Annotated in this window: 19 protein-coding genes and 1 pseudogene; 14 read left to right on the forward strand and 6 right to left on the reverse strand. The window is 64.6% G+C overall.

What is annotated here, in order from left to right; all coding sequences use genetic code 11:
- Positions 1–78 precede the first annotated feature (78 nt).
- Positions 79–1,536 carry an amino acid permease gene (locus M1E01_RS07490; RefSeq protein ID WP_457974425.1) on the reverse strand — a complete coding sequence of 486 codons (1,458 nt, stop codon included), beginning with the start codon at positions 1,534–1,536 and terminating at the stop codon, positions 79–81.
- Between the two features lie 178 nt (positions 1,537–1,714).
- Here M1E01_RS07490 and M1E01_RS07495 point away from each other — a divergent pair, with 178 nt between their 5' ends.
- The 6 genes from M1E01_RS07495 to M1E01_RS07520 all read left to right on the forward strand — a co-directional run bounded on the left by M1E01_RS07495 (position 1,715) and on the right by M1E01_RS07520 (position 8,211).
- Complete coding sequence (locus M1E01_RS07495) at positions 1,715–2,194, forward strand: Lrp/AsnC family transcriptional regulator (RefSeq protein WP_457974426.1); 480 nt, start codon at positions 1,715–1,717, stop codon at positions 2,192–2,194.
- 158 nt (positions 2,195–2,352) lie between these two features.
- Positions 2,353–3,063 (forward strand): NUDIX hydrolase, encoded by a 711-nt coding sequence (locus M1E01_RS07500; protein ID WP_457974427.1) that lies wholly within the window; start codon positions 2,353–2,355, stop codon positions 3,061–3,063.
- Entirely contained in the window at positions 3,060–4,370 is a 1,311-nt protein-coding gene (gene nadA, locus M1E01_RS07505; protein WP_457974428.1) for a quinolinate synthase NadA, read from the forward strand. Before M1E01_RS07500 ends, nadA begins: the two co-directional genes overlap by 4 nt.
- A gap of 35 nt (positions 4,371–4,405) precedes the next feature.
- Complete coding sequence (gene nadB, locus M1E01_RS07510) at positions 4,406–6,172, forward strand: L-aspartate oxidase (RefSeq protein ID WP_457974429.1); 1,767 nt, start codon at positions 4,406–4,408, stop codon at positions 6,170–6,172.
- Entirely contained in the window at positions 6,165–7,037 is an 873-nt protein-coding gene (nadC, locus tag M1E01_RS07515; protein ID WP_457974430.1) for a carboxylating nicotinate-nucleotide diphosphorylase, read from the forward strand. Before nadB ends, nadC begins: the two co-directional genes overlap by 8 nt.
- Before the next feature lie 7 nt (positions 7,038–7,044).
- A complete protein-coding gene (locus M1E01_RS07520; RefSeq protein ID WP_457974431.1) occupies positions 7,045–8,211 on the forward strand; it encodes a cysteine desulfurase family protein in 1,167 nt (388 codons plus the stop codon).
- A 26-nt stretch (positions 8,212–8,237) separates the two neighbouring features.
- On the opposite strand, the gene M1E01_RS07525 is transcribed toward M1E01_RS07520, so the two are convergent.
- On the reverse strand, positions 8,238–8,900 hold the full coding sequence (locus M1E01_RS07525) for a DUF1684 domain-containing protein (RefSeq protein WP_457974432.1): 663 nt from the start codon (positions 8,898–8,900) through the stop codon (positions 8,238–8,240).
- Between the two features lie 221 nt (positions 8,901–9,121).
- Between M1E01_RS07525 and M1E01_RS07530 the strand changes: the two genes are divergently transcribed.
- Entirely contained in the window at positions 9,122–9,925 is an 804-nt protein-coding gene (locus M1E01_RS07530) for a hypothetical protein (protein ID WP_457974433.1), read from the forward strand.
- A gap of 72 nt (positions 9,926–9,997) precedes the next feature.
- Positions 9,998–10,804: a transglutaminase-like domain-containing protein gene (locus M1E01_RS07535; protein WP_457974434.1), complete on the forward strand. Its 807-nt coding sequence runs from the start codon at positions 9,998–10,000 to the stop codon at positions 10,802–10,804.
- Between the two features lie 47 nt (positions 10,805–10,851).
- Here the strand turns inward: M1E01_RS07535 and M1E01_RS07540 are convergent, their stop codons facing one another.
- The 3 genes and pseudogenes from M1E01_RS07540 to M1E01_RS07550 all read right to left on the reverse strand — a co-directional run bounded on the left by M1E01_RS07540 (position 10,852) and on the right by M1E01_RS07550 (position 13,253).
- A complete protein-coding gene (locus tag M1E01_RS07540) occupies positions 10,852–11,319 on the reverse strand; it encodes a MarR family winged helix-turn-helix transcriptional regulator (protein ID WP_457974435.1) in 468 nt (155 codons plus the stop codon).
- Positions 11,319–12,464, reverse strand: a complete 1,146-nt coding sequence (locus M1E01_RS07545) for an LLM class flavin-dependent oxidoreductase (protein ID WP_457974436.1) — start codon at positions 12,462–12,464, stop codon at positions 11,319–11,321. Before M1E01_RS07545 ends, M1E01_RS07540 begins: the two co-directional genes overlap by 1 nt.
- Before the next feature lie 163 nt (positions 12,465–12,627).
- A pseudogene (locus tag M1E01_RS07550) lies at positions 12,628–13,253 on the reverse strand (recombinase family protein).
- Positions 13,254–13,691: 438 nt separating this feature from the next.
- On the opposite strand from M1E01_RS07550, the gene M1E01_RS07555 reads away from it, so the two are divergent.
- The 4 genes from M1E01_RS07555 (at position 13,692) to M1E01_RS07570 (ending at position 17,444) form a co-directional block, all read left to right on the forward strand.
- The gene (locus M1E01_RS07555) at positions 13,692–14,093 is read left to right on the forward strand and encodes a DUF6278 family protein (protein ID WP_457974901.1); all 402 of its coding nucleotides are present in this window, start codon (positions 13,692–13,694) and stop codon (positions 14,091–14,093) included.
- 436 nt (positions 14,094–14,529) lie between these two features.
- Positions 14,530–15,495, forward strand: a complete 966-nt coding sequence (gene yidC, locus M1E01_RS07560; protein WP_457974437.1) for a membrane protein insertase YidC — start codon at positions 14,530–14,532, stop codon at positions 15,493–15,495.
- 230 nt (positions 15,496–15,725) lie between these two features.
- Positions 15,726–16,157 (forward strand): alpha/beta fold hydrolase, encoded by a 432-nt coding sequence (locus tag M1E01_RS07565; RefSeq protein ID WP_457974438.1) that lies wholly within the window; start codon positions 15,726–15,728, stop codon positions 16,155–16,157.
- Between the two features lie 852 nt (positions 16,158–17,009).
- Positions 17,010–17,444, forward strand: a complete 435-nt coding sequence (locus M1E01_RS07570) for a VOC family protein (RefSeq protein ID WP_457974439.1) — start codon at positions 17,010–17,012, stop codon at positions 17,442–17,444.
- Between the two features lie 89 nt (positions 17,445–17,533).
- Here M1E01_RS07570 and M1E01_RS07575 read toward each other — a convergent pair whose 3' ends face one another.
- Complete coding sequence (locus M1E01_RS07575; protein WP_457974440.1) at positions 17,534–20,581, reverse strand: phytase; 3,048 nt, start codon at positions 20,579–20,581, stop codon at positions 17,534–17,536.
- Positions 20,582–20,879: 298 nt separating this feature from the next.
- Here M1E01_RS07575 and M1E01_RS07580 point away from each other — a divergent pair, with 298 nt between their 5' ends.
- Positions 20,880–22,079: a pyridoxal phosphate-dependent aminotransferase gene (locus M1E01_RS07580; RefSeq protein WP_457974441.1), complete on the forward strand. Its 1,200-nt coding sequence runs from the start codon at positions 20,880–20,882 to the stop codon at positions 22,077–22,079.
- Positions 22,076–23,035 (forward strand): 2-hydroxyacid dehydrogenase, encoded by a 960-nt coding sequence (locus tag M1E01_RS07585; protein WP_457974442.1) that lies wholly within the window; start codon positions 22,076–22,078, stop codon positions 23,033–23,035. Before M1E01_RS07580 ends, M1E01_RS07585 begins: the two co-directional genes overlap by 4 nt.
- The last annotated feature ends 43 nt before the right edge of the window (positions 23,036–23,078 follow it).

Raw genomic sequence — 23,078 nt, forward strand, 5'->3', positions numbered from 1 at the left:
AAGGCCGGCCTGACTGCACAAACTGTACAGTCAGGCCGGCCTTCTCATATTCCCTGGGGCTCTGGGTGCGCCGGCTGGCTACTTGGGAAGCCGGGCTCTCTCGCCCGGTACAGGTTCATCCTGTTCCGGCCCGCCCAGAGCGGGCCCGCCCTGTTCGGCCTCTTCGGCGCTGGGCTTCGCCGCCAGCCGTGCTCCAAAACGGCATGCCGCTGCAATGCCTGCAATGAGCACAAAAGTGCTGACCAGCTGGACTCGGCTGCTCTCGGCGCTGAAGCCCACTGCGAAAACCAGTGCCAGGAGCACCAGACCGAACACCGTAAGGGCCGGGAAACCCTTCATCCTCAGGGGCAGGGGAGTGCCGTCTCGGTCGGCCCGGCGGCGCAGGATCAGCTGGGAAACGAGCGCAGAACCCCACACCACCAGGCATGTCGACCCGACCAGCTGGAACAGTGCAGGCAGGATCCGTTCGGGGAACAGCAGCTCCAGCACAGTGGCGATGAAGCCGAACGCCACGGAGACACCCACGGCGACCATCGGGACTTTGGCGCCGCTTAGTGCCGACAGGAAGCGGGGTGCCTCGCGGCGCTGGGACAGCGAATACACCATGCGGGAGGCACCGTAGAGGTTGGCGTTGAGGGCGGAAAGAAGCGCGACGACGGCCACCAGGGTTATCGCCGTTGCGGCACCGGGGATGCGGGCGGCGTCCAGGACGCCGGCGAAGGGTGATGCGAGGGCCCCGGAGTTCACCGGGAGCACGGCGGCAATGACGAACACGGAACCGATGTAGAAGACCAGGATGCGCCAGACGACCGTGCGGATGGCCTGGGCGACGCTGCGCTCGGGGTTCTCCGTCTCTGCAGCGGCGACGCTGACGATTTCTGTGCCGCCGAAGGCAAAAATCACCACGAACAGGGCGGTCGCGATGCCGCCGAAGCCGGCCGGGGCGAAATCACCGGTGATGTTGGCCAGTCCCGGGGAGGACACGCCAGGCAGGACGCCCAGGAGCAGCGCGCCGCCGATGGCCAGGAACGCCACGATGGCAGCGACTTTGAGGATGGCGAACCAGAATTCGAACTCCCCGAAGTTCTTCACGCCGGCGAGGTTGATGGCGGTGAACACGACCATGAACGTGAGGGCCAGGGCCCAAACCGGAATCACAGGCCAGACCGAGAACAGCAGCCCGGCCGCACCGAGGGCTTCCGCTGCGATGACCACTACGAGCTGCAGCCACCAGAGCCAGCCCACAGTGGCACCCGCGGTCTTGCCCATGGCCTTTTCGGCGTAGACGGAGAACGCCCCGCTGTTGGGGTTGGCTGCGGCCATCTCGCCGAGGGCCCACATGACCAGGATGATCAGCGTTCCAGCCACGAGGTAGGAAAGGAGGACTGCCGGACCCGCTGACTGGACCCCGGCTCCTGAACCGAGGAAGAGTCCGGCGCCGATGGCGCTGCCCAGGCCCATCATGGTCAGCTGACGGGGTTTCATGCTGTGGCCGAGTTCTGCTGGCGGACGCTCTGCCGTGGACTTCATTGTCATGCCTGCGTACCTTCTTGGGGTCGGTGGAATCAGGGGTCCTTGTGGGACCTTTTGAATTTACCGTCTCGTGGCTGCGGCCACTGCCGCCCGCTGTGAGAACATGAGTGCATATTGTGCACGGCGACTGCCCATGGGCTCGCAGACTGCTGTGCCGTCTCCCCAACGATGAGGAAGAGTGATGGCAGTCGATGATCTGGATGCCAAAATTGTCCGATTCTTTACTGATTCCCCGAGATCCTCGGTCCTGGAGGCTTCGCGGGTGCTAAAAGTCGCCCGCGCCACCGTCCAGGCCCGGCTGGACCGAATGACGGAAAGCGGAGTCATCGGATCGTGGGTGCCCCATCCGGACCCTTCCGGTTTTGGCTTTCCTGTTGTCGCCTTTTGCTCGTTCACGATCAACCAGGACCTGGGGCACGATGCCGTGGTCGAGGCGCTGGCGGGGATTCCCGAACTGATCGAAATCCACACGGTCTCCGGCGGCTTTGACCTGATGGCCCGCATCGCCGCACGCTCGAATTCTGACCTGCAGCGCGTGCTCGATGCCATGATCGCCACCAGGACAGTGCTCCGCTCATCCTCCGTGATCGTCCTTAACACTCACTTCCAGGGCAGAACGCTGCCCCTGCTGGAAGCGGTGGCAGCCCAGGCCGGTCCGTAGCGGCAGCCGGATACCAACAGTGGTGCCGGAGAAGAACCGGCTTCGAAACATTTTGTTCTTCGCCCGGCCGCCCGTAGAATCAGTTTTAGTCATTTTGACTATAACTAACGGGATGGCCACCAGGGTCACCCGGCGGCGCAGCGAAGCGGGTGATCAGCGTGTACACCACCTCAGCCAACGTGGCCGAGCGGCAGGCCGCGCCTCCGTCACTCGCCATCTCTACCGTGATCTTCGCGCTCCGTCCCAGCGAGGCATCAGGGCGACCCACCTTGTGGCTCCCGCTGGTGCGCCGCATCCGCGAGCCGTACAAAGGCCTGTGGGCGCTGCCCGGCGGTCCGCTTACCCATTCGGAGTCGCTGCAGGACGCCGCGTCGCGCAATCTGCGTGAGACCACGGGACTGTCGCCCAGCTACCTCGAACAGCTGTATGCCTTCGGCGGCCTCCACCGTTCACCCTCCCAGCGCGTGGTTTCCATCGTTTACTGGGCGCTGGTCCAGCCAACCGAGGCCGCGCTGACCACGGAATCCGAAAATGTCAGGTGGTTCCGGGCCGACAAGCTGGGAGACCTGGCCTTCGACCACAATGCCATTGTGGACTACGCCCTCTGGCGGCTGCGGAACAAGCTCGCCTACGGCTCCATCGCATACCACTTCCTCGGCGAGTACTTCACGCTCGCGCAGGTCCGGGAGGTCTATGAGGCCGTCTTGGACACCCACCTCGATCCGGCCAACTTCCGCCGCCAGATCAAAGCCACGCCGGACATCGAGGAGACCGGTGAATACCTCCAGGGCGGCAAGCACCGCCCGCCCCGCCTTTACCGATACACCGGCCGCCCCGGCCTTGACCCAGATAACAGGAGCACCCCATGAGCAGCGTCAACACGGCAATCCAGCTGATTACGCGTGAGCAGGCTGAGAAAGGCGCCGCTGCCGCGGCCGGCAGCACATGCAGCCCTGCGCTGGCCAAGGGGCCCTGGGACTACGACCTCGCTGAAGCCCTCGCCGGCGTGCCCGCCTACGGCCCGGGCGCATCCAGCGCGGACGTCGCACCGCCAACAACGCCCCGGCAGGGCCAGCTTCCGGAGGAGTACAAGCTCGCCAGCGACGCCGAGCTCGACGCCCGGATCCGGGCCGCCAAGGCCACTCTTGGGGACCGCGCGGTCATCCTGGGCCACTTCTACCAGCGCGACGAGGTGGTGCAGTACGCCGATTTCGTCGGCGATTCCTTCCAGCTGGCCAACGCCGCGCTCACCCGCCCCGACGCCGAGGCCATCGTTTTCTGCGGGGTGCACTTCATGGCGGAGACCGCCGATACCCTCTCCCGGCCGGAACAGGCAGTCATCCTGCCGAACCTCGCCGCCGGCTGCTCTATGGCTGACATGGCGGATGCCGATTCAGTGGAAGAGTGCTGGGAACAGCTGGAGGAGATTCTCGGCAGCGAGCCCGACGCCGACGGCCGGGTTCCGGTCATTCCGGTCACCTACATGAACTCCTCCGCAGCGCTGAAAGCCTTCTGCGGCAGGCACGGCGGAATAGTGTGCACGTCCTCCAACGCCAAAACGGTCCTCGAGTGGGCCTTTGAGCGGGGCCAGCGTGTGCTGTTCTTCCCGGATCAGCACCTGGGCCGCAACACTGCCAAGGCACTGGGCGTGCCGCTGGAGCAGATGCCCATGTGGAACCCGAACATGGAGCTTGGGGGCAACGGCGAGCAGGCGCTGCTGGACTCCCGCGTGATCCTGTGGCACGGTTTCTGCTCGGTCCACAAGCGCTTCAAGGTGGCCCAGATCGAGAAGGCCCGCGCTGATTTCCCCGGAGTCAACGTGATCGTGCACCCCGAATGCCCCATGGAGGTGGTGGACGCAGCCGACTCGGCCGGGTCCACAGACTTCATTCAGAAGGCGATTGCAGCGGCAGAAGAACCCACCGTGTTCGCCATCGGCACCGAGATCAACATGGTGAACAGGCTTGCGGCGCAGTACCCGCAGCACACCATCTTCTGCCTCGACCCGGTGATCTGCCCGTGCTCCACCATGTACCGGATCCACCCCGGCTACCTCGCCTGGGTCCTCGAGGAGCTCGTTGCCGGCCGTGTAGTCAACCGCATCACGGTTGATGATGCCGTACAGCAGAACGCCAGGACCGCTCTCGAGCGCATGCTCGCCGCCAAGCCCCAGTAACCAAGCCGCAGTGACACCCGAGAAGTGAGGCACGGATGACCCAGTCCAACGGAAGCGCCTGCGCCGGCGCCCGGCGGCTCATCGTCGTCGGCAGCGGCATCGCTGGCCTTTATGCGGCTCTGCTCGCCGCGGAGGCAGGGGCCGACGTCGTGCTGCTCACCAAGGCCGCGCTCGCGGACAGCAACACGTACTACGCCCAGGGCGGGATATCGGCTGTCCTGGACGAACCGTCACCAGGTGACACTGTGGCGGCGCACATCACGGACACACTGAAGGCCGGCGGCGGACACTGCAACCCGGACGCCGTCCGGCTGCTTTGCGCTGAGGCGCGCCGGGACATCGCCGGGCTGGAACGGTTTGGCGTGCGTTTTGACATGGACGACGACGGCGATCCCGCCTTGGGTCTGGAAGCGGCCCACTCTGCCCCGCGCATCCTGCATGCCGGCGGCGACGCGACCGGTGCGGGGATTGCCAACGCCCTGATCTGCGCCGTGCTGGCCAGCCAGGCTTCGGGGAAGCTCCGGCTCCTGGGACATGCCCGCACCACCGCACTCATCCAAGGGGGCGGGCAGGTGACGGGCGTGGAGTACCTGCACGACGGCCAGCTGAAAAGCATGCAGGCCGACGCGGTGCTGCTGGCCACCGGCGGCGCCGGGCAGCTCTTCGCCCAGACCACCAATCCCTCCGTTGCCACCGCGGACGGGTTGGCCCTGGCGTGGCGCGCCGGTGCTGCCGTCGCGGACCTTGAATTTTTCCAGTTCCATCCCACGTGCATGGTCCGCACCGCCGAGGCGGCAGAGTCTGAGGGCAACCAGGACCCGCTGCTGATTTCCGAAGCAGTCCGTGGCGAAGGCGCCATCCTCCTGGACGCCCGCGGCCACCGCTTCATGCCGGACTACCACGCCGATGCCGAACTCGCACCGCGGGATGTGGTGTCCCGCAGCATCGCCCTCCACCTCGCCGCACTGGGCGACCCCAACGGCCACGTGTACCTCGACGCCCGCGCCATCGAGGAGACCAGGGGAGCAGGCTTCCTTGCGAAGCGGTTCCCCACGATCAGCAGCCGCACCCGCGAGGCCGGCGTCGACTGGACAACGGAACTGGTCCCCGTAGCACCAGCAGCCCACTACTGGATGGGTGGCGTCTCAACCGACCTGCACGGCCGCACTACCGTCCCGGGTCTCTACGCTGCCGGGGAAGTTGCCTGCACCGGAGTCCAGGGCGCCAACCGGTTGGCCAGCAACTCCCTCCTCGAGGGGCTCGTTTTCGGCAGGCGTGCCGTTGATGCTTTCCTGGATGACTCCACTCTTGGTGCATCCGTCAGCCACCACGGCGCTGCGGCCGGCTCCTCCTGGACGCCGTGGGCACGCGCCCTCCCGCCGGCGTGGGAGTTCGAGACCACGCCTGCTCCGGGGCCGATCGAAACATCCTTTGCCAGTCCCGGGCCTTTCTCCCGCAAAGCGCTGCGGCAGCTGATGACGGCCAAGGCAGGTGTGCTCCGTACCGGGGCGCAGCTGCGTGAGGCGGGCGCCGCGGTCGCGGCGTGGGCCGCCGTCGTCCGCCCCGAAAGCGTCCCCGCTGTGGAAGACCCGCGGGAGCACGAGGATGCGAACCTGCTGCTGGCTGCCCAGCTTCTGGTCCATGCCGCCCGCGAGCGCCGCACGTCGCTCGGAGCCCACTACCGCGGGGACAGCATGCCCGCGGTTCCGGCTACCGGGACAGGGGCGGTTGCAGCGGGTCCAGCTAAAGACACTGAGATGAGTTACACCATGAGCCGGAAAGCGAGCCTCGTCCATGACTAGCCTGACCCTCCCTGCAGCTCCCGTCCGGGACATCCTGGAACGTGCGTTCGCCGAAGACGCCCCAAGCGGCGACATCACCTCGCAGCTGCTGATCCCGGCAGAGGCGCGTGCCACGGCTGTGCTGAACGCCCGCGTTCCGGGTATCTTCAGCGGCGGCACCGTCTTCCGGGACGCCATGCTGCTGATCGACCCGGACACCGAGGTGGAACTGCTGGTGGCAGACGGTGCCGCGTTCGACGCCGGGACCAGCCTCGCGCGGGTCAGCGGACGGGCCCGCAGCGTGCTGCTTGCAGAACGTGTCGGATTGAACCTGGCACAGCGGATGAGCGCCATCGCCACCCGCACGGCTGAATACGTCCGGCTGGTGAACGGGACCAAGGCCCGCATCGCGGACACCAGGAAGACAACACCCGGCCTGCGCGTGCTGGAGCGCTACGCGGTGCGCTGCGGTGGCGGCACCAACCACCGCTACAGCCTCTCCGACGCCGTCCTTGCGAAGGACAACCACCTGGCCGTGATGACCGGAGGCGATCCGGAGAAGCTGACCGGCCTGCTTGCGGCCGCCAAGGCCCAGCTCGGGCACACCACGCACTTCGAGGTGGAAGTGGACAGCGCCGACCAGATCGAACCCGTGCTGGCCGCCGGGGTGGACACGATCATGCTGGACAACTTTTCGCTGGAGGAGCTGCAGGCGGGAGTGCGCCAGGTGGGAGGCCGGGCCGTGGTGGAGGCCAGCGGCAACGTCAACCTCGGCAGCGTCGCAGACATCGCGGCTGCGGGCGTGGACGTGATCTCCATCGGTGCACTGACCCACACCGTGACTGCACTGGACCTTGGCCTGGACGTTGAGCTGACGGTCAGCTGAGCCGGCCATGATCTTCCTCGACGCAGCCGCTACCACCCCCATCCGGCGGGAGGTGCTGGAGGCAATGTGGCCCTTCCTGACCGGCGAATTCGGCAACCCCTCCAGCCACCACTCCCTCGGCGGGTCAGCTGCGACGGCGCTCGCCGATGCCCGCAAGACCGTTGCCACCGTGCTGGGCTGCAGGCCGGGTGAAGTGACATTCACCTCCGGAGGCACGGAAGCGGACAACCTTGCCGTCAAAGGCATCGCCCTGGCCCGGCAGGCCGCGGATCCTGCGCTGAACCGCGTGGTGGTCAGTGCCATTGAGCATCCTGCGGTGGAGGAATCCGCCCGGTACCTGCAGCGCTATCACGGTTTCGCCGTCGACGTGGTACCGGTAGACGGAACCGGGCTGGTGACCGCCGAAGCGCTGGCCGCCGTGCTGCGGCCTGAAACGGCGCTGGTGAGCATCATGCTGGCTAACAACGAGGTGGGAACGGTCCAGCCAGTGGCTGAACTGGCCGCTGTGGCCCGGGACCACGGCGTGCCCTTCCATACGGATGCCGTGCAGGCGGCCGGCTGGCTGCCGCTGGACGTGAAGACCCTCGGCGTGGACGCCCTCAGCCTCTCGGGACACAAGCTGGGGGCACCCAAGGGCTGCGGTGTGCTGTTCGTCAGGGGCCGCACCCGCCTGGAGCCGCTGCTGCACGGCGGCGGCCAGGAACGCGGACGTCGCTCCGGCACGGAAAATGTGGCCGGAGCCGTGGGCGTTGCAACCGCGCTCACGCTTGCCCATTCTGACCGCGCCCGCCTGGCCGAGCGGGTGGTCCGGTTGCGGGACTCCTTCATCACAGCCGTCCTCGAACGGGTTCCCGGAGCGCTGCTGACCGGGCACCCGGTAGAGCGGCTGCCCTCCATCGCGTCCTTCTGCTTCCCGGGCACCAGCGGTGAGTCGGTGCTGCTGGAACTGGAACGCCAGGGCGTGGTGTGCTCCAGCGGGTCGGCGTGCGCTGCAGGATCGGACGCGCCGTCAGCCGTGCTGCTCGCCCTGGGCATCGAAGGCGAGGTTGCGCAGACCGCCGTCCGCTTCAGCTTCAACGCCACGGTGACTGAAGCGGACCTTGAGTCAGCAGCGGCTGCCGTCCGGACCGCCGTCGGAAGCGTCCGGACACTGGGCCACCACACGCCCAGCTAGCGGCTACCTCGCCCCGAGCGGCGGCGTCAGTAGAGTTCGCCGACCGGGATCTCGACGGCCAAGCGGCTCTCGGGACCGGCCAGCGGGCAGGCCCAGGCCTCGTTGTAGGCGCAGGACGGGTTGTAGGCGAAGTTGAAGTCGAGAACAAACGACGCGCCGGTGCCCGAACCCCGGACGCCGTGGAATGCCCCCTTGATGGTATCCAGCAGGTACCGGCCCGCTCCATAGCTGCCGCCCGGCTGGCCTGCAGTGGCATCGCGGAAAGGGACGAAGATGCCGCCGCCGTAACCCATCAGCCTCCACACGGCGAGCTGGCCCATTTCCGGCAGGTCGAACGTGCCCAGCCTGACGAACCGGACGACGCCGTCGGTGCCCGTTTCAACACTCATCTCCCGGCCGGCGCCTTCCATGGTCAGGGGCACATGGAAGCGGTAGATGGGATCGTAGTCGGCGGTTTTCAACCCGCCGAAATTTGCCTTGGCTTCAGCGGTAAGGGCGGAAGCGGGATGCAGGGCGAACATGCGGTCCCGCTCCTGCCGCCAATATGAATGCGCTTCCGCGGGATCATCCGCCGCAATTCTGCGGACCTGCTCATATAGCGCAAAGGTCCTCAGCCGCCAGTCAGCGATGTCGACGGCGGACATGCTCACCAATGTTTTCTCTGCAGCATCCTGCTCGTGTTCCGCCATAGCCCCAGCCTAACCCCCGGCGCTGCGGGCATCCCCACCCCGGCACCGACGGGAAGCCCCAGGCGGGAGGTACCGCGCAGGCGGGAAGTACCGCCCTAGGCGGGAAGTACCGCGCGCCGGCAGCACCGGACGGCGCGGCATGCTCTCCTGTAACCGTCTGCTCGTGCAACACGGCGCCGAAAGCCGCCGGGCCAAGCGACGGCCCGGACTAGGCTGGAGGCATGACAGGGATGACAGCTCCCCGCGCCGCCGCCGTAACTGCCGCGTTGCTGATCACTGCAACGCTCCTGGCCGGGTGCGGCAGCGACGGCAAGAGCACCCCGGTATGGACGGTGGAGCCAAGCGGGGGCTCTGCGACTCCCGGCGCCACCGCGGGCGCAACGCCGGGAACGGCCATTCCTACCGCCACAGCCTCAGGCGGTCCGTCCCCGTCTCCGGGAGCGACGGCGTCGGCCTGGAAGGTTTTTACCGATCCCGCCAAGAAAGTCAGCTTCGAGCTGCCGCAGGAGTGGATTGCCCAGTCCGTTGAGCCCGACAAGGGCGCGCTTCCTGGCGCTGTGAAGGTGGAAGTCAAAGATGCGGAGGGCACGTACCTGGCAACGCTCCAGACCGGGCTTCCCGAGACCGCCCCTGCCGAGTGCGCGGCATCCGCGAAGAAGTCTTATGTCGTGGTCAGCAGCGTCCCGGTGGAACTGCCGCACAGCGGAGGCGAGGGCACTATCTCCCCCCACGTGGTGTTCCGCGTCATGCAGGGTTACAAGTTCTTCGGCTCCTACGGAATTACCAACGTGGTGGGCGGGGCCGACTCCAAGGCGTGCCAGCTGCAGAATGTGGTCCGGGGGTTGGAAGGCACCGGCAACTACTCCTTCAGCGACGTCCGCTCGCTGAAATCATTTGCCCCGGACGAGAAGGTGGCACCGGCAAAGGTCTTTGACACCCTGGATCAGGCCGCAGACTACGTGAACAAGGGCTCCGAATTCGCCAACGTCCAGCGGATGCTAATGTCTCTGGAGATCAAGAACTAGTCCGCTGCTTTCCGGCACACCTCCCGTCCGCAAGCGCGACGTAATTCCGTTTTCCTCACACCCCGGAGATTCATGGAACGCACTGTGGCTGCCCGCCTGGTATTCAAGACCGTGGCCGACACCAAGGTGGCACTGGCCGTTGCCGTCGCCCGTAATCCGGGCTACACCGCCTTCGACGAGACGCTGTCCGTCACGACGAGCGGTGAACAGATCCCGCTGACGGAGTTGTCCGACCACCACGGCGGTAGGTTCCACTATATGGAGTTTGCAGAGCCCACCGAAGTGACCGTGGATTATGCGGCCACTGTCGCCGGGTTGGCGGAACCGGACGAGGCATCGCTGATGGAGCTGATCCGGTATGTCCGGCCAAGCCGCTATGCCGAGTCGGATCGGCTGCTTCCCACGTCCTATGCGGAATTCGGCGGCCTGCAGGGGGAGGAGCTCCTCGCCGCTGTCCGTAAATGGGTCAACGGGGAACTCCGCTACGTCAGCGGATCCTCCCGTGGCACCGACGGGGCGGTGGAAACCCTCCTGAACCGGCGGGGAGTCTGCCGGGATTACGCGCACCTTGCCATCTCCCTGCTAAGGGCAAAGAATGTGCCGGCCCGGCTCGCCGCGGTGTATGCGCCCGGGCTCTCGCCGATGGACTTCCACGCGGTGGCCGAGGCCCACATCAACGGTGCCTGGCATGTCATCGACCCCACAGGACTGGCGCCCAGGGACTCAATGCTGCGGATCACCGCGGGCCGGGACTCCTCGGATACCGCCTTCCTGTCCACTGTTGGCGGCAGCCTGTCGTTGCGGGACATGAAGGTCACCGCGACGGTCAACGGAGAGCTGCCGGCCGAGGACCCTGACAAGCTCGCCGTCATCCGCTAGCGGCGGCTTGCTGCCTGCAGTGACTGCTTGCGGGACAGCGTCGTGATCTAGCGCGGCAGCGACGTGCGCAGCTTTTCCGTCAGCCTCAGCAGCTCGCGCTGTTCAGCGGCGGTCAGCGCAGGGGAGACCAGGGCTGAGATGTCCCGGACGTGCTCGCGTCCGATCTGCTTTTGCAGCTCCGCCCCCTCCTCGGTCAGTTTGATCAGGACGCCCCGGCGGTCATCCGGTGCCGGCATCCGCTCCACCAGTCCGCGTTTTTCAAGCCGCTCGACGAGCCTGCTGAGGCTGGACTGGCTCAGCAGGACATTGTCGTTGAGCTCATTCAGGCGCAGCCATCCGGAGGGGCAGCGGGAGAGCGTGAAAAGGACGTCGTACTCGTTCACCGCCAGATCCTTGAACGCCGGCCCGGACTGCAGCCGGCGCATCACAGCCACTTGGGCGCGGAACAGCGATTCCCAGGTCTCCGCTGCCAGGCGTACCGGCGAGACAGCAGGAGTATCTCGGGTGGCGGCCATCACGCCTCCCGTGCGGTGGACGCCGTCGCGGTTTCTGCTGTTACGTCAGCTTCTGCTGCTCCGCCCTCGGCGGCCAGCTTCGAAGCGATGCGTCCGGCGTGGGTGGGCGGGTCCGGAACATGGGCAGGCTTGAGGGCCGCGTACTCCTTGCGCAGCACCGGCAGGACCTCCTCGCCGAACAGGTCCAGCTGTTCAAGAACGGTCTTGAGCGGAAGGCCGGCGTGGTCGATCAGGAACAGCTGGCGCTGGTAGTCGCCGAAGAACTCGCGGAAGGTGAGGGTCTTCTCGATGACTTCCTGCGGGCTGCCGACGGTCAGCGGGGTCTGGGACGTGAAGTCCTCAAGGGACGGACCGTGGCCGTAGACGGGGGCGTTGTCGAAGTAGGGCCGGAATTCCCGGACCGCGTCCTGTGAGTTTCTCCGCATGAAGAACTGTCCGCCGAGGCCCACGATCGCCTGGTCTGCCTTGCCGTGGCCGTAGTGCTCGTACCGTTCGCGGTAGAGGCCGATGAGCTGCTGGTAGTGCTCCTTGGGCCAGAAGATGTTGTTGGCAAAGAAACCGTCGCCGAAGTAAGCGGCCACCTCGGCGATCTGCGGCGTGCGGATGGAGCCGTGCCATACAAAGGGGGCAACGCCGTCGAGCGGGCGCGGCGTGGATGTGAAGTTCTGCAGCGGGGTGCGGAACTTGCCGGACCAGTTCACGGTGTCCTCGTCCCAGAGGCGGCGGAGCAGGCTGTAGTTTTCGATTGCCAGTTCCACCCCGTCCTGGATGTTTTTGCCGAACCAGGGGTAGACCGGCGCGGTGTTGCCCCGGCCAAGGACCAGATCCACGCGGCCGTTGGCCAGGTGCTGCAGCATGGCAAAGTCCTCGGCGATTTTCACGGGATCGTTCGTGGTGATCAAGGTAGTGGCCGTGGAGAGGATGATGCGCTCGGTCTGCGCGGCAATGTAGGCAAGAGTGGTAGTAGGGGAGGAGGAAAAGAACGGGCGGTTGTGGTGCTCGCCGAGGGCGTAGACATCCATCCCGATTTCTTCGACCTTCTTGGCGATCGCCACCGAAGCCTTGATCCGCTCGTTTTCTGTGGGAGTCCGGCCCGTGGTGGGGTCGGTGGTGATGTCGCTGACGCTGAATACGCCGATTTGCATGATGTGCCTTCCGTTATCCGAACTCTTGGTATAACTGTAGCCGATTTAGATGCATATGCATCTATTGCTCTGTGTAACGTATGGCACCCAAGGTTATTCCCGCGGTCTTCCTCGCGCCTGGGCCTGCGACCGTCAGCCGAGACCGCCGCTAGGCTTCGCAGATCTACGAGGTGGTTTTGTGCTGGCGGTCATGGTCAGGCGCTGGCCGTGGTTCCTGCTTCTGGCGGGACCGCTCGAGTGGGCGATAGACGGTGGAACGGCCCACGGAGAACAATTCTGCAATCTCAGACATGGTGTGTTCGCCATTGGCATGCAGTTGGACCAGGTGCGCTTCCTGCCTGGGCGAGAGTTTTGGCTTCTTCCCGCGCAGCCGGCCCTTGGCCTTGGCTACCCTCATCCCTTCCCGGGTTCGTGCGCGGCTGAGGTCACCTTCAACTCTGCGACCATGGCTGGGACATTAGACAGCAGCTTGCCCATCGGGTCGGTGGGATCATGAACAGAACCGCCGATGCTAAGTTTTACCCCGGCTCGGCCAGGCCATCAGCGATCTGATGAGCATCGGGGACGGAGCGGGCGAGCCGGCCCAGCTGGGTTACGATGAGCGTGTCGCCTCCCGGCACGCTGCCAGCGCTTCACGGAGACCGGGCGGTTCGTGTTGCTGCCGGTGAGGCCCTGGTCGACGTATATCCTTGCGGGCTCGATGCCAAGGGCCAAAAGTGCATCCCGTTGTGCTGTGAGGTCCTGCTCGTCGGTGGAAACCCTGGCATAGCCGACCAATATTGCAGCCATGAGTAGCAGTGTCTCATATCACATCCCGTCCCCGGACAGCCCGCCGGACCGGTCTTGCGGGACACTCCGAGAAGCGTTGCTGAAATTGCTCAGGTCGCCGCGGCTTTGCCCGGTAAGGGACCCTCTTTCGGGACGTTATGCGGACAGGCCTCTTTCGGACGTTTTTCAGGACGCTGCAGCCTTGACTCTGGCCACAGACCAGCCAAGGTTCCGGCCTGTTCCATCCGCTGGGTGCCTTGTACTCTCTGAACATGACACGGGTTGGCGCGATCGTAACTGTTGCGGCTGCTCCCTTCCTTTCTCCTGCCGGATTTACTGCACTCGGCCGTAAAGGGTTCGGCTCCCGGTAATCCGATCGACGCCAAATGGGTGTGCTTAGATGACCAAATGAGCATCTCCGAAGATCCCGACGAACCTCTGCAGAAACTGCCAGCGGGAATGCCGAGAAGGTACGCAGAATATAAGCCAGTCATTTCGGATGCCCTGGTACCCCCGCCAACTAACGTCGGCGGATACAACGAGCTCCTGAGCTATTTCCAAGCGCGAGGTCAAACACTGCCACGCAAAGCAGAAAGCCTCACCACTCTCGATCAAGCCATAAATGATGGTTTGCCGGCTGAGCTTGCCCGCACTATCGGCATGTTCTACGGAGATCTCCTCACGCACAATGTTCCCGGCGCCCACTGGGAAGTAGTCGAGGAGGGATACCCTCTAGTTCGTATCACCAGGAAAACTGCCGTCGACGTCGTCCGAGTCGCTTTACGGCGCCTGGCTACCCCGATTCCCACCCTCCAACAAAATTATGCCCATGTCCTCGAACTCGTCAGGCAAGAACGCTAGAGGATTCCTCAAGAACTTAGCTGGAGGTTCCAGCCCCATGTCTACGGCGTGAGAGAAGGCACGAGTATTGAGAGGACCTGGGCGGTGACCGAGCATCGCCCAGCCCACGATAATCGCGGCCACGATGACTACCAGCAGCAAGGCCGCGATGAGAATTGCGCGGGGTCTCATACCGGGAAGCCTAATTCCGCTGAGCGAAGGAAGTGCACCGTATGGGGTTCCCCAAACGACCCATCGGAAAGTGGGCGCCAGGATAAAGCAACTAGGCCTGAAGCCGAGACACCTGAGTTAGGCTCACGGTATGAAGCGCCAAGCCGGTCTGCTCGCTCAGCCGAAGAACGGGCCCGGCGCTTGTTGTGTGTGTCGGCTCGTACAGCATTTGGCTGTCCGGACTGGCGCCGAAATCCTCGTCTCCACGTGACGGATAGGGATATCGATGGACTTCTTTGAGACGATCATGTTCCCGTTCCAGTGGCTGGTCTCGGTCATCATGGTTGGCTTCCATGAGGGATTGAGCAGCATGGGCATGCCCGAGGCCTCCGGTTGGACTTGGACATTGTCCATTATTGGGCTGGTGCTGGTTATCCGTGCGGCCCTGATCCCTGTGTTCGTCAAGCAGATTAAGGCGCAGCGCGGGATGCAGCTCCTGCAGCCGGACCTGAAAAAACTGCAGGACAAGTACAAAGGCAAAAAGGACCAGCTGTCCCGCCAGGCCATGGCGCAGGAACAGATGGCCCTGTACAAAACGCACGGCACCAACCCGTTCTCGGCCTGCCTCCCACTGCTGATTCAAATGCCATTCTTCTTCGCGCTCTTCACGGTGCTCGCTGGCATCAGCACCGCCAGACAGCGCGGCGAAGGCATCGGCGCCATGAGCCACGAACAGGTGCTGCAGTTCGATGCCTCCAGCATCCTGGGCGCGCCGCTCACTGCGGCGCTGCTATATAGCGACGGAAATGTCGCTGTCACGGTTCTGACCATTGTGATGATCCTGGCGATGACGGCGACGCAGTTCATCACGCAAAAGCAGATCATGGCCAAGAACATGTCTGAAGAGGCGTTGGCCAGCCCTTTCATGCGCCAGCAGAGAATGATGCTGTACATCCTGCCCATCGTCTTCGGTGTCGGCGGTATCAATTTCCCCATCGGTGTCCTCATCTACTGGACCATCACCAATCTGTGGACCATGGGCCAGCAGTTCTTTGTGATCCGCCGGATGCCGACGCCGGGGTCCCCGGCCGCGAAGGCCCTCGCTGAGCGCCGTGCCGCCAAAGGGCTTCCGGCCCTGCCGGTTCTGGGCGGCAAGAAGGCCGCTGGGTCGGATGTTGCCGCGGCGCCTGCTGTTTCAAAGGCCAAGGGACAGCGCATCCAGCCACAACGCAAGAGCAGGAAGAAGAAGTAACAAGTCAATTCAGAGTCCGTCATGCCATTTCGGGGCGTGGAAGGCTCTTCCCTTCTTTCAGTTCTCGCGCGTTGAGGGCCGACGGGCGATCCCCGAGCAGGTCCTCGGCATCGCATCGGTAGCGGTGACAACAAGCAGCCGGGACGAGATCCAGTGGATCACAGAAGATGTCGGACGCATCTTTCCGGAAGCGTGGGCAAAGTTCTCCCAGGGGGCGAAGGCGGCCCCTGGTGGAACGCCTGGTGGAGGCTTACGCTCGTCGGTTGGCAGGCCAGGACCGCGAAAATGCCCGACTTGCTGCACTGGCCTGGGACCGGTGGGAATCCACGCACGTGTCGCTGGATCCCCACTGGCTTCCTGGCCCGCTGTTTGGGGACGAGCGAGAGCACATGACCTTCGGGCTACTGGTTACTCACTACTGGGCCAATGACGGATTCCTGGTGGACGGACAAGAGATCATCCCGCGGATTCACGAGCTTAACGGGATCCCTGGTTACCTTATCCATGGCAGGCGGGACATCAGTGGCCCCTCGGTCACGGCCTGGCGATTGCACCAACGCTGGGAGTCAAGCCGGCTCGTCCTCATCGAGGACGAAGGGCATGGCGGCCCTGCATCGATGGCAGCACTTACACAGGCAGTAGAACAAATCGCATCGGCCTGAGTTCGCTTGGCAGGAACGGCGGGCTAAAGCTCCAGCAAATGCGTGAACGCGACCGGTTAGGGTCTCAGAATAGCCTCAGCTGCGACGGCGCGGGGTAGCCCTATTCTGGACAGATCAATAGCATGAGGTGTGGCTGCGCCAAGTGGAGGTAAAACGTTGATCAGGCGCCTAACGGTTGCCCTGCTAGGTCTCTCTCTTTTCGCTACGTCTTGCGCCGGAACGGGGCAGGCGGGTCCGGGCGGCGAAGCTGCCCAGCCGCCGCGCAGGAGCCGACGCCGACGCAACCGCCTACTGACTCACTGGTCAGTCCTGAAGCTGCGCCTGCTGACGGAAGGATCTCTCATGCGGCCAGCACGCTGAGCGGGGAGCTGTCAGGGGATGCTCACCTCGCCTCAGTCGAAGTGATCGAGGGGAACCGGATTATCGTTCGTTGGCACGGCCAGGTAAGCGCGAAGCTACGGGACCTACTGGCCCGGTTTCCAAACGTCGATATTTCAGTCCGGCCAACCGCCTGTTCTCCTGGGAAACTGAGCGATTTTGCCGACGAGCTATGGGCCTCCGACCCTGCTGTCAACATCACTTCGGTATCGCCTGACGGTTCACACCTGACCCTCACGCTGGATGAATCAGTCAGGGCCACATCGGACGTCGCCAGCCTGGAGCGCAAGTTTTCAAAGGCAGCTGGGTGCCCGGTCAACGTGGAATTCGGGGGAGCTGCCCCGCTCGACGGCTAGTCCGCACGCAAAACCGCACGTCGCCGGGCCCGGCAGCACCTTCGGCTCCGGTTCGGTTGTTCTGTCGAGTTCCGGCTCGCCACTGGAGCTCGTCGGTCCGCCTTGGTAGCTTCAACGCATGGCCATCAAACTTGAGAACGTCGGTATCGCCGTTCGCGACCTGGAAGCAACAATCGCCTTTTTCACCGACCTCGGGCTCACGGTCGTCGGCCGCGATACCGTTAGCGGCGAGTGGACTGAGACCGCCGTCGGACTTGATGGCAACCACGCCAACATTGCGATGCTCCAGACCCCAGACGGTCATGGTCGACTCGAACTCTTTGAATACATCCACCCCAAACCCATCGAGTCAAACCCAACTCGTCCCAATGACATCGGCATGCACCGCGTGGCCTTCTCGGTCGACGACTTGGACAAGGCCCTTGAGGTAGCTGCGAAACACGGATGCCGTCCGCTACGCGGCGTGGCGACCTACGGTGACGTCTACAAACTCACATACCTCCGCGGTCCCAGCGGAATCATCGTGATGCTGGCCCAGAAACTGAAAGACTGACACCTGGACCGGGCCAGTTGGCCTGTGGCCACGGCGCCATCGTGGCGCATGGCCAAGTCCGAAGGAACCCCTCGGCCGAGAACGTCTATCTACTTGTTCAGGGTGAGTACGAGTTTGGGCGCGGCTGTGCTGCCGGCTTCCTTGGAGTTGAGGTCCAGGCCGTCGCTGCTGCTGGAATCCAGGCCCAGGGAGAGCTGTTGGCCGAGCTCACCGGCCAGGCCGCTGACGGTCAGAGGAACGGTGTAGTTGGTGTTGGTCGTTGTCGGGCCGAGCGTGCCGATGCTGGCGCCGAGCGCCGGGCGGTTGCTGTACGTGATCGCACCGGTCCCGCTCTCGGTCCAGGTGTCGGTGGTGACCAGCTTGACGTTCTGCGTACCCGTGGAGCCGCTGCCGGCGCTGCGCAGCTGCAGCGTTGCGCTCTCCAGGGTCCTGCCCGCGTAGGCGGACAGGTCGAACTTCAGGTACGTGGCCTCCACCGGACTGTTGTCTACGCCCAGCAGGGTGCTCGTGCCGTAGTTCGTCGTCGTCGCTCCGCTGGAGACGTAGCTGTCAGCGGTGGCCGTGAGCGTGACAGTCTCCGACGTGCCGCCGCTGGAGCCGACGCTCCAGGTCTGCGTCGCTGCTGTCGCGTCGGTGTTGCCGGCTGCGTCGGTGCTCCAGACACTGAACGTGTGGGATCCGATCGACAACCCGGTGTAGGTCCGGGGCGAGGTGCACGCCACACGCGGTGCACCATCCAGGCTGCACTGGAACGTCGAATTCGCTTCACTCGAGGTGAATGCAAAGGAAGCGCTGGTTGACGTCGACGTCGCAGGTGGTCCCGACGTGATCGTCGTCTCCGGGGCCGTCGTATCACCAGGGGTGCCGCCACCACCGCCACCGCCACCGCCGCCCAGCGTGAGCACGAGTTTGGGTGCGGCTGTGCTGCCGGCTTCCTTGGAGTTGAGGTCCAGGCCGTCGCTGCTGCTGGAATCCAGGCCCAGTGAGAGCTGTTGGCCGAGCTCACCGGCCAGGCCGCTGGCCGTCAGAGGAACGCTGTAGTTGGTGTTGGTCGTTGTCGGGCCGAGCGTGCCGATGCTGGTGCCGAGCGCCGGGCGGTTGCTGTACGTGATCGCACCGGTCCCGCTCTCGGTCCAGGTGTCGGTGGTGACCAGCTTGACGTTCTGCTTGCCTGTGGAGCCGCTCCCGGCGCTGCGCAGCTGCAGCGTTGCGCTCTCCAGGGTCCTGCCCGCGTAGGCGGACAGGTCGAACTTCAGGTACGTGACCTCCACCGGACTGCTGTCCACGCCCAGCAGGGTGCTCGTGCCGTAGTTCGTCGTCGTTGCTCCGCCGGAGACGTAGCTGTCAGCGGTGGCCGTGAGCGTGACAGTCTCCGACGTGCCGCCGCCCGCGGCGGCCGTGGTGAACGTCCACGTCCTATCCGCCGCCAGCGCGTTACCGGCAGCATCCTTCACCCCAGCGGTGCCGCCCTTGATCGTGGCGGTGTACGTTGTACCCGCCGTACCTGCCGCCAGGTCAGCATCAGGGTTCAACGTCGCAACCCGGTTCGTATTGTCGTATGACACAGCGGCCGACACCGCTGTCCCCGTTCCCGTCACCGTCCCGGTCCGCAACGTGAACATACCCGACGTGATCGTCGAGGTGTCCATCGCCTCCGAAAAGGTCCCCGTCACATTCGCCGACACCGCCACACCGGTCGCACCATCAGCCGGAGAGGTACCCGTCACGGTCGGAGCCGTCGTGTCCGCCTCGGGAGGTGTCGTGTCCACGGTCCACGTATGGCTGGCGGGAGTCGGGTCCACGCCGTTCTGGTCAGAGGCCTGAACCTGGAAGGTATGCGCGCCGTCGGATAGTCCACCGTAGGATATCGGACTGGTGCAGTTGACGAATGCCGAAGAGTCGAGCGAGCACGCGAAGGTAGCGCCGGGCGATGTCGAGGTGAAGCTGAACTGGGCCGATGTGGAGTTCGTCGGGTTGGCCGGCTTGCTTGTGATTGTGGTGTCAGGCGGACTGGGGGTGGTGGGTCCAGCTCCGATTTTGCGCGGGTCGTAAGCCGCATCGACGAGCAAAGCCGGCGCGTAGGCGGCAGCGATGGACTGCCATGGCACCACCTTGAAGTTCTGGCGCTGCCCGTTGTCGTTCGCATGGTCTTGCGTGACGAAGAAGCCCTGGGGGAAGGGACCGCCGACGCCAAAGTTGGTAACGTCTATCCCGTCCATGCCGGTGACAGCGTCGATCCCGTTTCCAGCCGGGATGGCGAAGGCTCCCAGTGGCCGGTTGTCGTCGCGGGCATAGATGTGGAATTGGTTGGAGCCCTGGCTCGCAGCCAGCAGGTAACCGGCGCCGCCGCTACCGTAGTAGATGCTGATGCCCTTGATGTCTTGGACGATGTCGCCGCCATTTTCGATCGTGTTGACAACTTTCGTCCCGACGGTAGGGTCGCCGGGCTCGGCGCCGTAGCGCCAGATTCCACCGATATCCTCCTGCGCAATGTACAGCCGCTTCATCTCGTCATCTGCCACCAGGCCCTCGGTGTGGGCCGGGCCGCTCACCGTCCAGCTGCGCACGAGACGGCCGGTCACTGATCCGGTGGAGCCGTCGAGTTCCCACTGCTCAACTTTGCCGATATCGGTGACGTAAGCGAAGTACTTACCCGTGTCCGGGGAGTGGTAGAAGGAGAACCCGCGGGGCGTGCCGATGTTGGCAGTGGGCGCGAAGCTGCCGACCTTCGTCAGCGAGCGATCCGACTCGTTGACCTTGTAGAAGTCAAGGCTCCGTGCCCGATTCGAGGCACCAACCAAGCCGACGCGGTTGCTGCCGAGGGGGAAGTTGTAGCGGACATCAACATTGTTCATCCGTCCGTCTGGGTAGTAGAACAACTCCCTTCCAGACAGGTCGTAGACGACAAGACCGCGCCCATCGGTGCTCTTGTCCGTGCCGATGATGGTGCTCTGTGACGGATCGGAGGGGTGGATCCAGATAGCCGGGTCGTCCGCGGCGTCGCCTGATCCGTGTATGGGGGCAGTTTCGACCGTCGCGCTTACCGGCACTACGGCCGCACTCGCCGCCGGAGCGGCGAGCCCCACGAGTAGTACAGCCATCGTCAGAACGGCAGCCAACCTCGATTTGAACGTCACCTCTGGCCTCCCAAAGCTTGATGCCGCACATCTGGCGGCGATGACGGTGGGGTGGGGAACCGTGCAGCGGGGTCAGCAGACCAGTGTGGCGGATGACTATCGGAAGGTAAAGACTTATTCCAGCTACCTTATGGAAACCTTGGGGCGTCCAGCATTTTCGCTCTCCCGGTCCGGGTTCAGGTGGCCGAGTTTCTGAGTTTTCTGTATATCTTCTTTCCGACTTTGATATATGAGTTCTATACTAGACCTTGGGATCCGCCGGAGGATCGACCATTAACTCGATGAGGAGTGGAACAGCATGCAGCAACTCGCGCACCGGCTCGAACGGCTGGGCACCGAAACCGCCTTCAGCGTCGCTCAGGCCGCGGCCGCTTGGAAGGCGAAGGGGAACCTCGTGTACCCCTTCCATCTCGGCGACATCAACATCCCGACAGCCCCGCATATCGTCGAGGCGATGAACAGGGCCATCGCGGACGGCTATACGGGCTATTGTCCGGGCCCGGGCATTCCGCAGTTGCGCGAGGCCCTCGCCGATGATCTCGGGTCCCGCCGGGGCATCAAATTCTCCCCCGACAACGTCGTCGTGATGACGGGCGGCAAGCCCGTGATCACGAAGTTCCTGCAGGCGGTCATGAACCCCGGCCAGGAAGTGCTCTACCCGAACCCAGGCTTCCCGATCTACGAATCGCAGATCGAATACCTCGGCGGTACGGCTGTGCCCTACCGCTACCTGCCCACGAGCGAGGGGTTCGCGATCGACCTCGACCAAGTGCGGGCATCGATCACCCCGAATACTGTCGCAATCATCTACAACGACCTGCAGAACCCCATCTCAGCCGAGTCGACGGCGGCCGAGCGGGAGGCCATCGCACAGCTCGCGCAGGAGCATGACCTGTGGGTACTCTCCGATGAGGCGTACTTCGAGACGCGCTATGAGGGTGTCTCGAGCTCGATCGCGTCGCTTCCCGGCATGGCAGAGCGCACCGTCATCCTCTACACATTCAGCAAGAAGTTCGCCATGACCGGCTCCCGCCTGGGCTGCGCCGTCGCGCCGGTCGAGATCGCCAAAGTTCTCAGCACACTCAACACCAACGACGAGTCGTGCACCACGCACTACGTGCAATGGGCCGGCATCGAAGCCCTCCGCGGCACCCAGGAACCCGTTCAGCAGATGCTCGACATCCTGCGTGAGCGCCGGGATGCCGCATGCGAACTCGTGAACGACATCGCCGGCATGCATGTCGCCGTGCCGCAGTCGACGTTCTACCTTTTCCCCGACGTCACCGAGGCCATGGAGCGCATGGGTTATACAGCCGTCGGTGATTTCGCCTCCGCAGCCCTGTACGAAACCGGCGTCTCATTCTGCACACGTGAGCACTTCGGCCGCCGCCAGCCCGGCGAAGAGCGGCAGTACATCCGGCTTGCCTACTCGGGCATCGACGTCGCCGATATCCGCGACGGCCTCGGCCGCCTGCGCAAGTGGATCGAGACGGCATGAGCCGGGTCGTCGTCACGGGACGTGTACCCGAAGCCGCCCTCGAGAAGCTGCGCGCCGAGCACGAAGTCGATGCATGGACCGGTCCGGAGTCGATTAGCCGCGAGGAGCTCCTGCGCCGAGTAGCCGGCGCCGACGCCGTCGTGAGCCTGCTCACCGAACGCATCGACGCCGAGCTGCTTGACGCCGCCGGCCCGCAGCTCAAAGTGGTCGCGAACGTCGCCGTTGGCTATGACAACATCGACGTGGCAGCCTGCACCGAACGGGGCATTGTGGCCACCAACACCCCCGGTGTGCTCACGGAGGCCACAGCCGACATCGCGCTCGGACTCATCCTCATGGCGACCCGACGGCTCGGCGAGGGGGAACGGCTCATCCGCTCCGGCCAGGCCTGGAAGTGGGGCATGTTCTTCCTGCTCGGCAGCAGCCTGCAGGGCAAGACCCTCGGCATCGTCGGTATGGGCGGCATCGGCCAGGCGACCGCACGCCGGGCCAAGGCCTTCGGCATGGAAATCGTCTACCAGTCACGCCGCGAGATCGACCCGGGGGTCGCCGCCGAGCTGGGCGCCCGGCGCGTCGAGCTCGATGAGTTGCTGGCCATCTCCGACGTCGTCTCCCTGCACTGCCCGTACGGGCCAGCCACGCATCATCTGATCGGCGCCGAACAACTCGCGGCGATGAAGAGCTCGGCGTATCTCGTCAACACCGCGCGCGGACCGATCGTCGACGAAGCGGCACTCGCGTCCGCGCTTCGCGAGCGGCAGATCGCGGGCGCCGGGCTGGACGTTTTTGAGAACGAGCCCAGCGTGCACCCCGGATTGCTCGAGCTCGAGAACGTGGCGCTCGTGCCGCACCTCGGCTCCGCCACAGTGGAGACGCGCACCGCGATGGCGATGCTCGCCGCCGACAACGCCTTGGCAGTGCTCAGTGACGTACGACCGCCGGCACGGATCAATTAGGCGAACGGGCTTCCTGCCGCTCAATGGGGACTGCTCTGGGCAA

The organism is Arthrobacter sp. D1-17 (genome assembly GCF_054130535.1).

Bases quoted from the DNA above. Each gene is read 5' to 3' on its own strand.
- M1E01_RS07540 (WP_457974435.1), bottom strand. From the start codon at position 11,319: ATGGCCGCCACCCGAGATACTCCTGCTGTCTCGCCGGTACGCCTGGCA.
- M1E01_RS07545 (WP_457974436.1), bottom strand. From the start codon at position 12,464: ATGCAAATCGGCGTATTCAGCGTCAGCGACATCACCACCGACCCCACC.
- M1E01_RS07585 (WP_457974442.1), top strand. From the start codon at position 22,076: ATGAGCCGGGTCGTCGTCACGGGACGTGTACCCGAAGCCGCCCTCGAG.
- nadB (WP_457974429.1), top strand. From the start codon at position 4,406: ATGACCCAGTCCAACGGAAGCGCCTGCGCCGGCGCCCGGCGGCTCATC.
- M1E01_RS07490 (WP_457974425.1), bottom strand. From the start codon at position 1,536: ATGACAATGAAGTCCACGGCAGAGCGTCCGCCAGCAGAACTCGGCCAC.
- nadA (WP_457974428.1), top strand. From the start codon at position 3,060: ATGAGCAGCGTCAACACGGCAATCCAGCTGATTACGCGTGAGCAGGCT.
- M1E01_RS07530 (WP_457974433.1), top strand. From the start codon at position 9,122: ATGACAGGGATGACAGCTCCCCGCGCCGCCGCCGTAACTGCCGCGTTG.
- M1E01_RS07580 (WP_457974441.1), top strand. From the start codon at position 20,880: ATGCAGCAACTCGCGCACCGGCTCGAACGGCTGGGCACCGAAACCGCC.
- nadC (WP_457974430.1), top strand. From the start codon at position 6,165: ATGACTAGCCTGACCCTCCCTGCAGCTCCCGTCCGGGACATCCTGGAA.
- M1E01_RS07570 (WP_457974439.1), top strand. From the start codon at position 17,010: ATGGCCATCAAACTTGAGAACGTCGGTATCGCCGTTCGCGACCTGGAA.
- M1E01_RS07555 (WP_457974901.1), top strand. From the start codon at position 13,692: ATGCCGAGAAGGTACGCAGAATATAAGCCAGTCATTTCGGATGCCCTG.
- yidC (WP_457974437.1), top strand. From the start codon at position 14,530: ATGGACTTCTTTGAGACGATCATGTTCCCGTTCCAGTGGCTGGTCTCG.
- M1E01_RS07535 (WP_457974434.1), top strand. From the start codon at position 9,998: ATGGAACGCACTGTGGCTGCCCGCCTGGTATTCAAGACCGTGGCCGAC.
- M1E01_RS07525 (WP_457974432.1), bottom strand. From the start codon at position 8,900: ATGGCGGAACACGAGCAGGATGCTGCAGAGAAAACATTGGTGAGCATG.
- M1E01_RS07520 (WP_457974431.1), top strand. From the start codon at position 7,045: ATGATCTTCCTCGACGCAGCCGCTACCACCCCCATCCGGCGGGAGGTG.
- M1E01_RS07495 (WP_457974426.1), top strand. From the start codon at position 1,715: ATGGCAGTCGATGATCTGGATGCCAAAATTGTCCGATTCTTTACTGAT.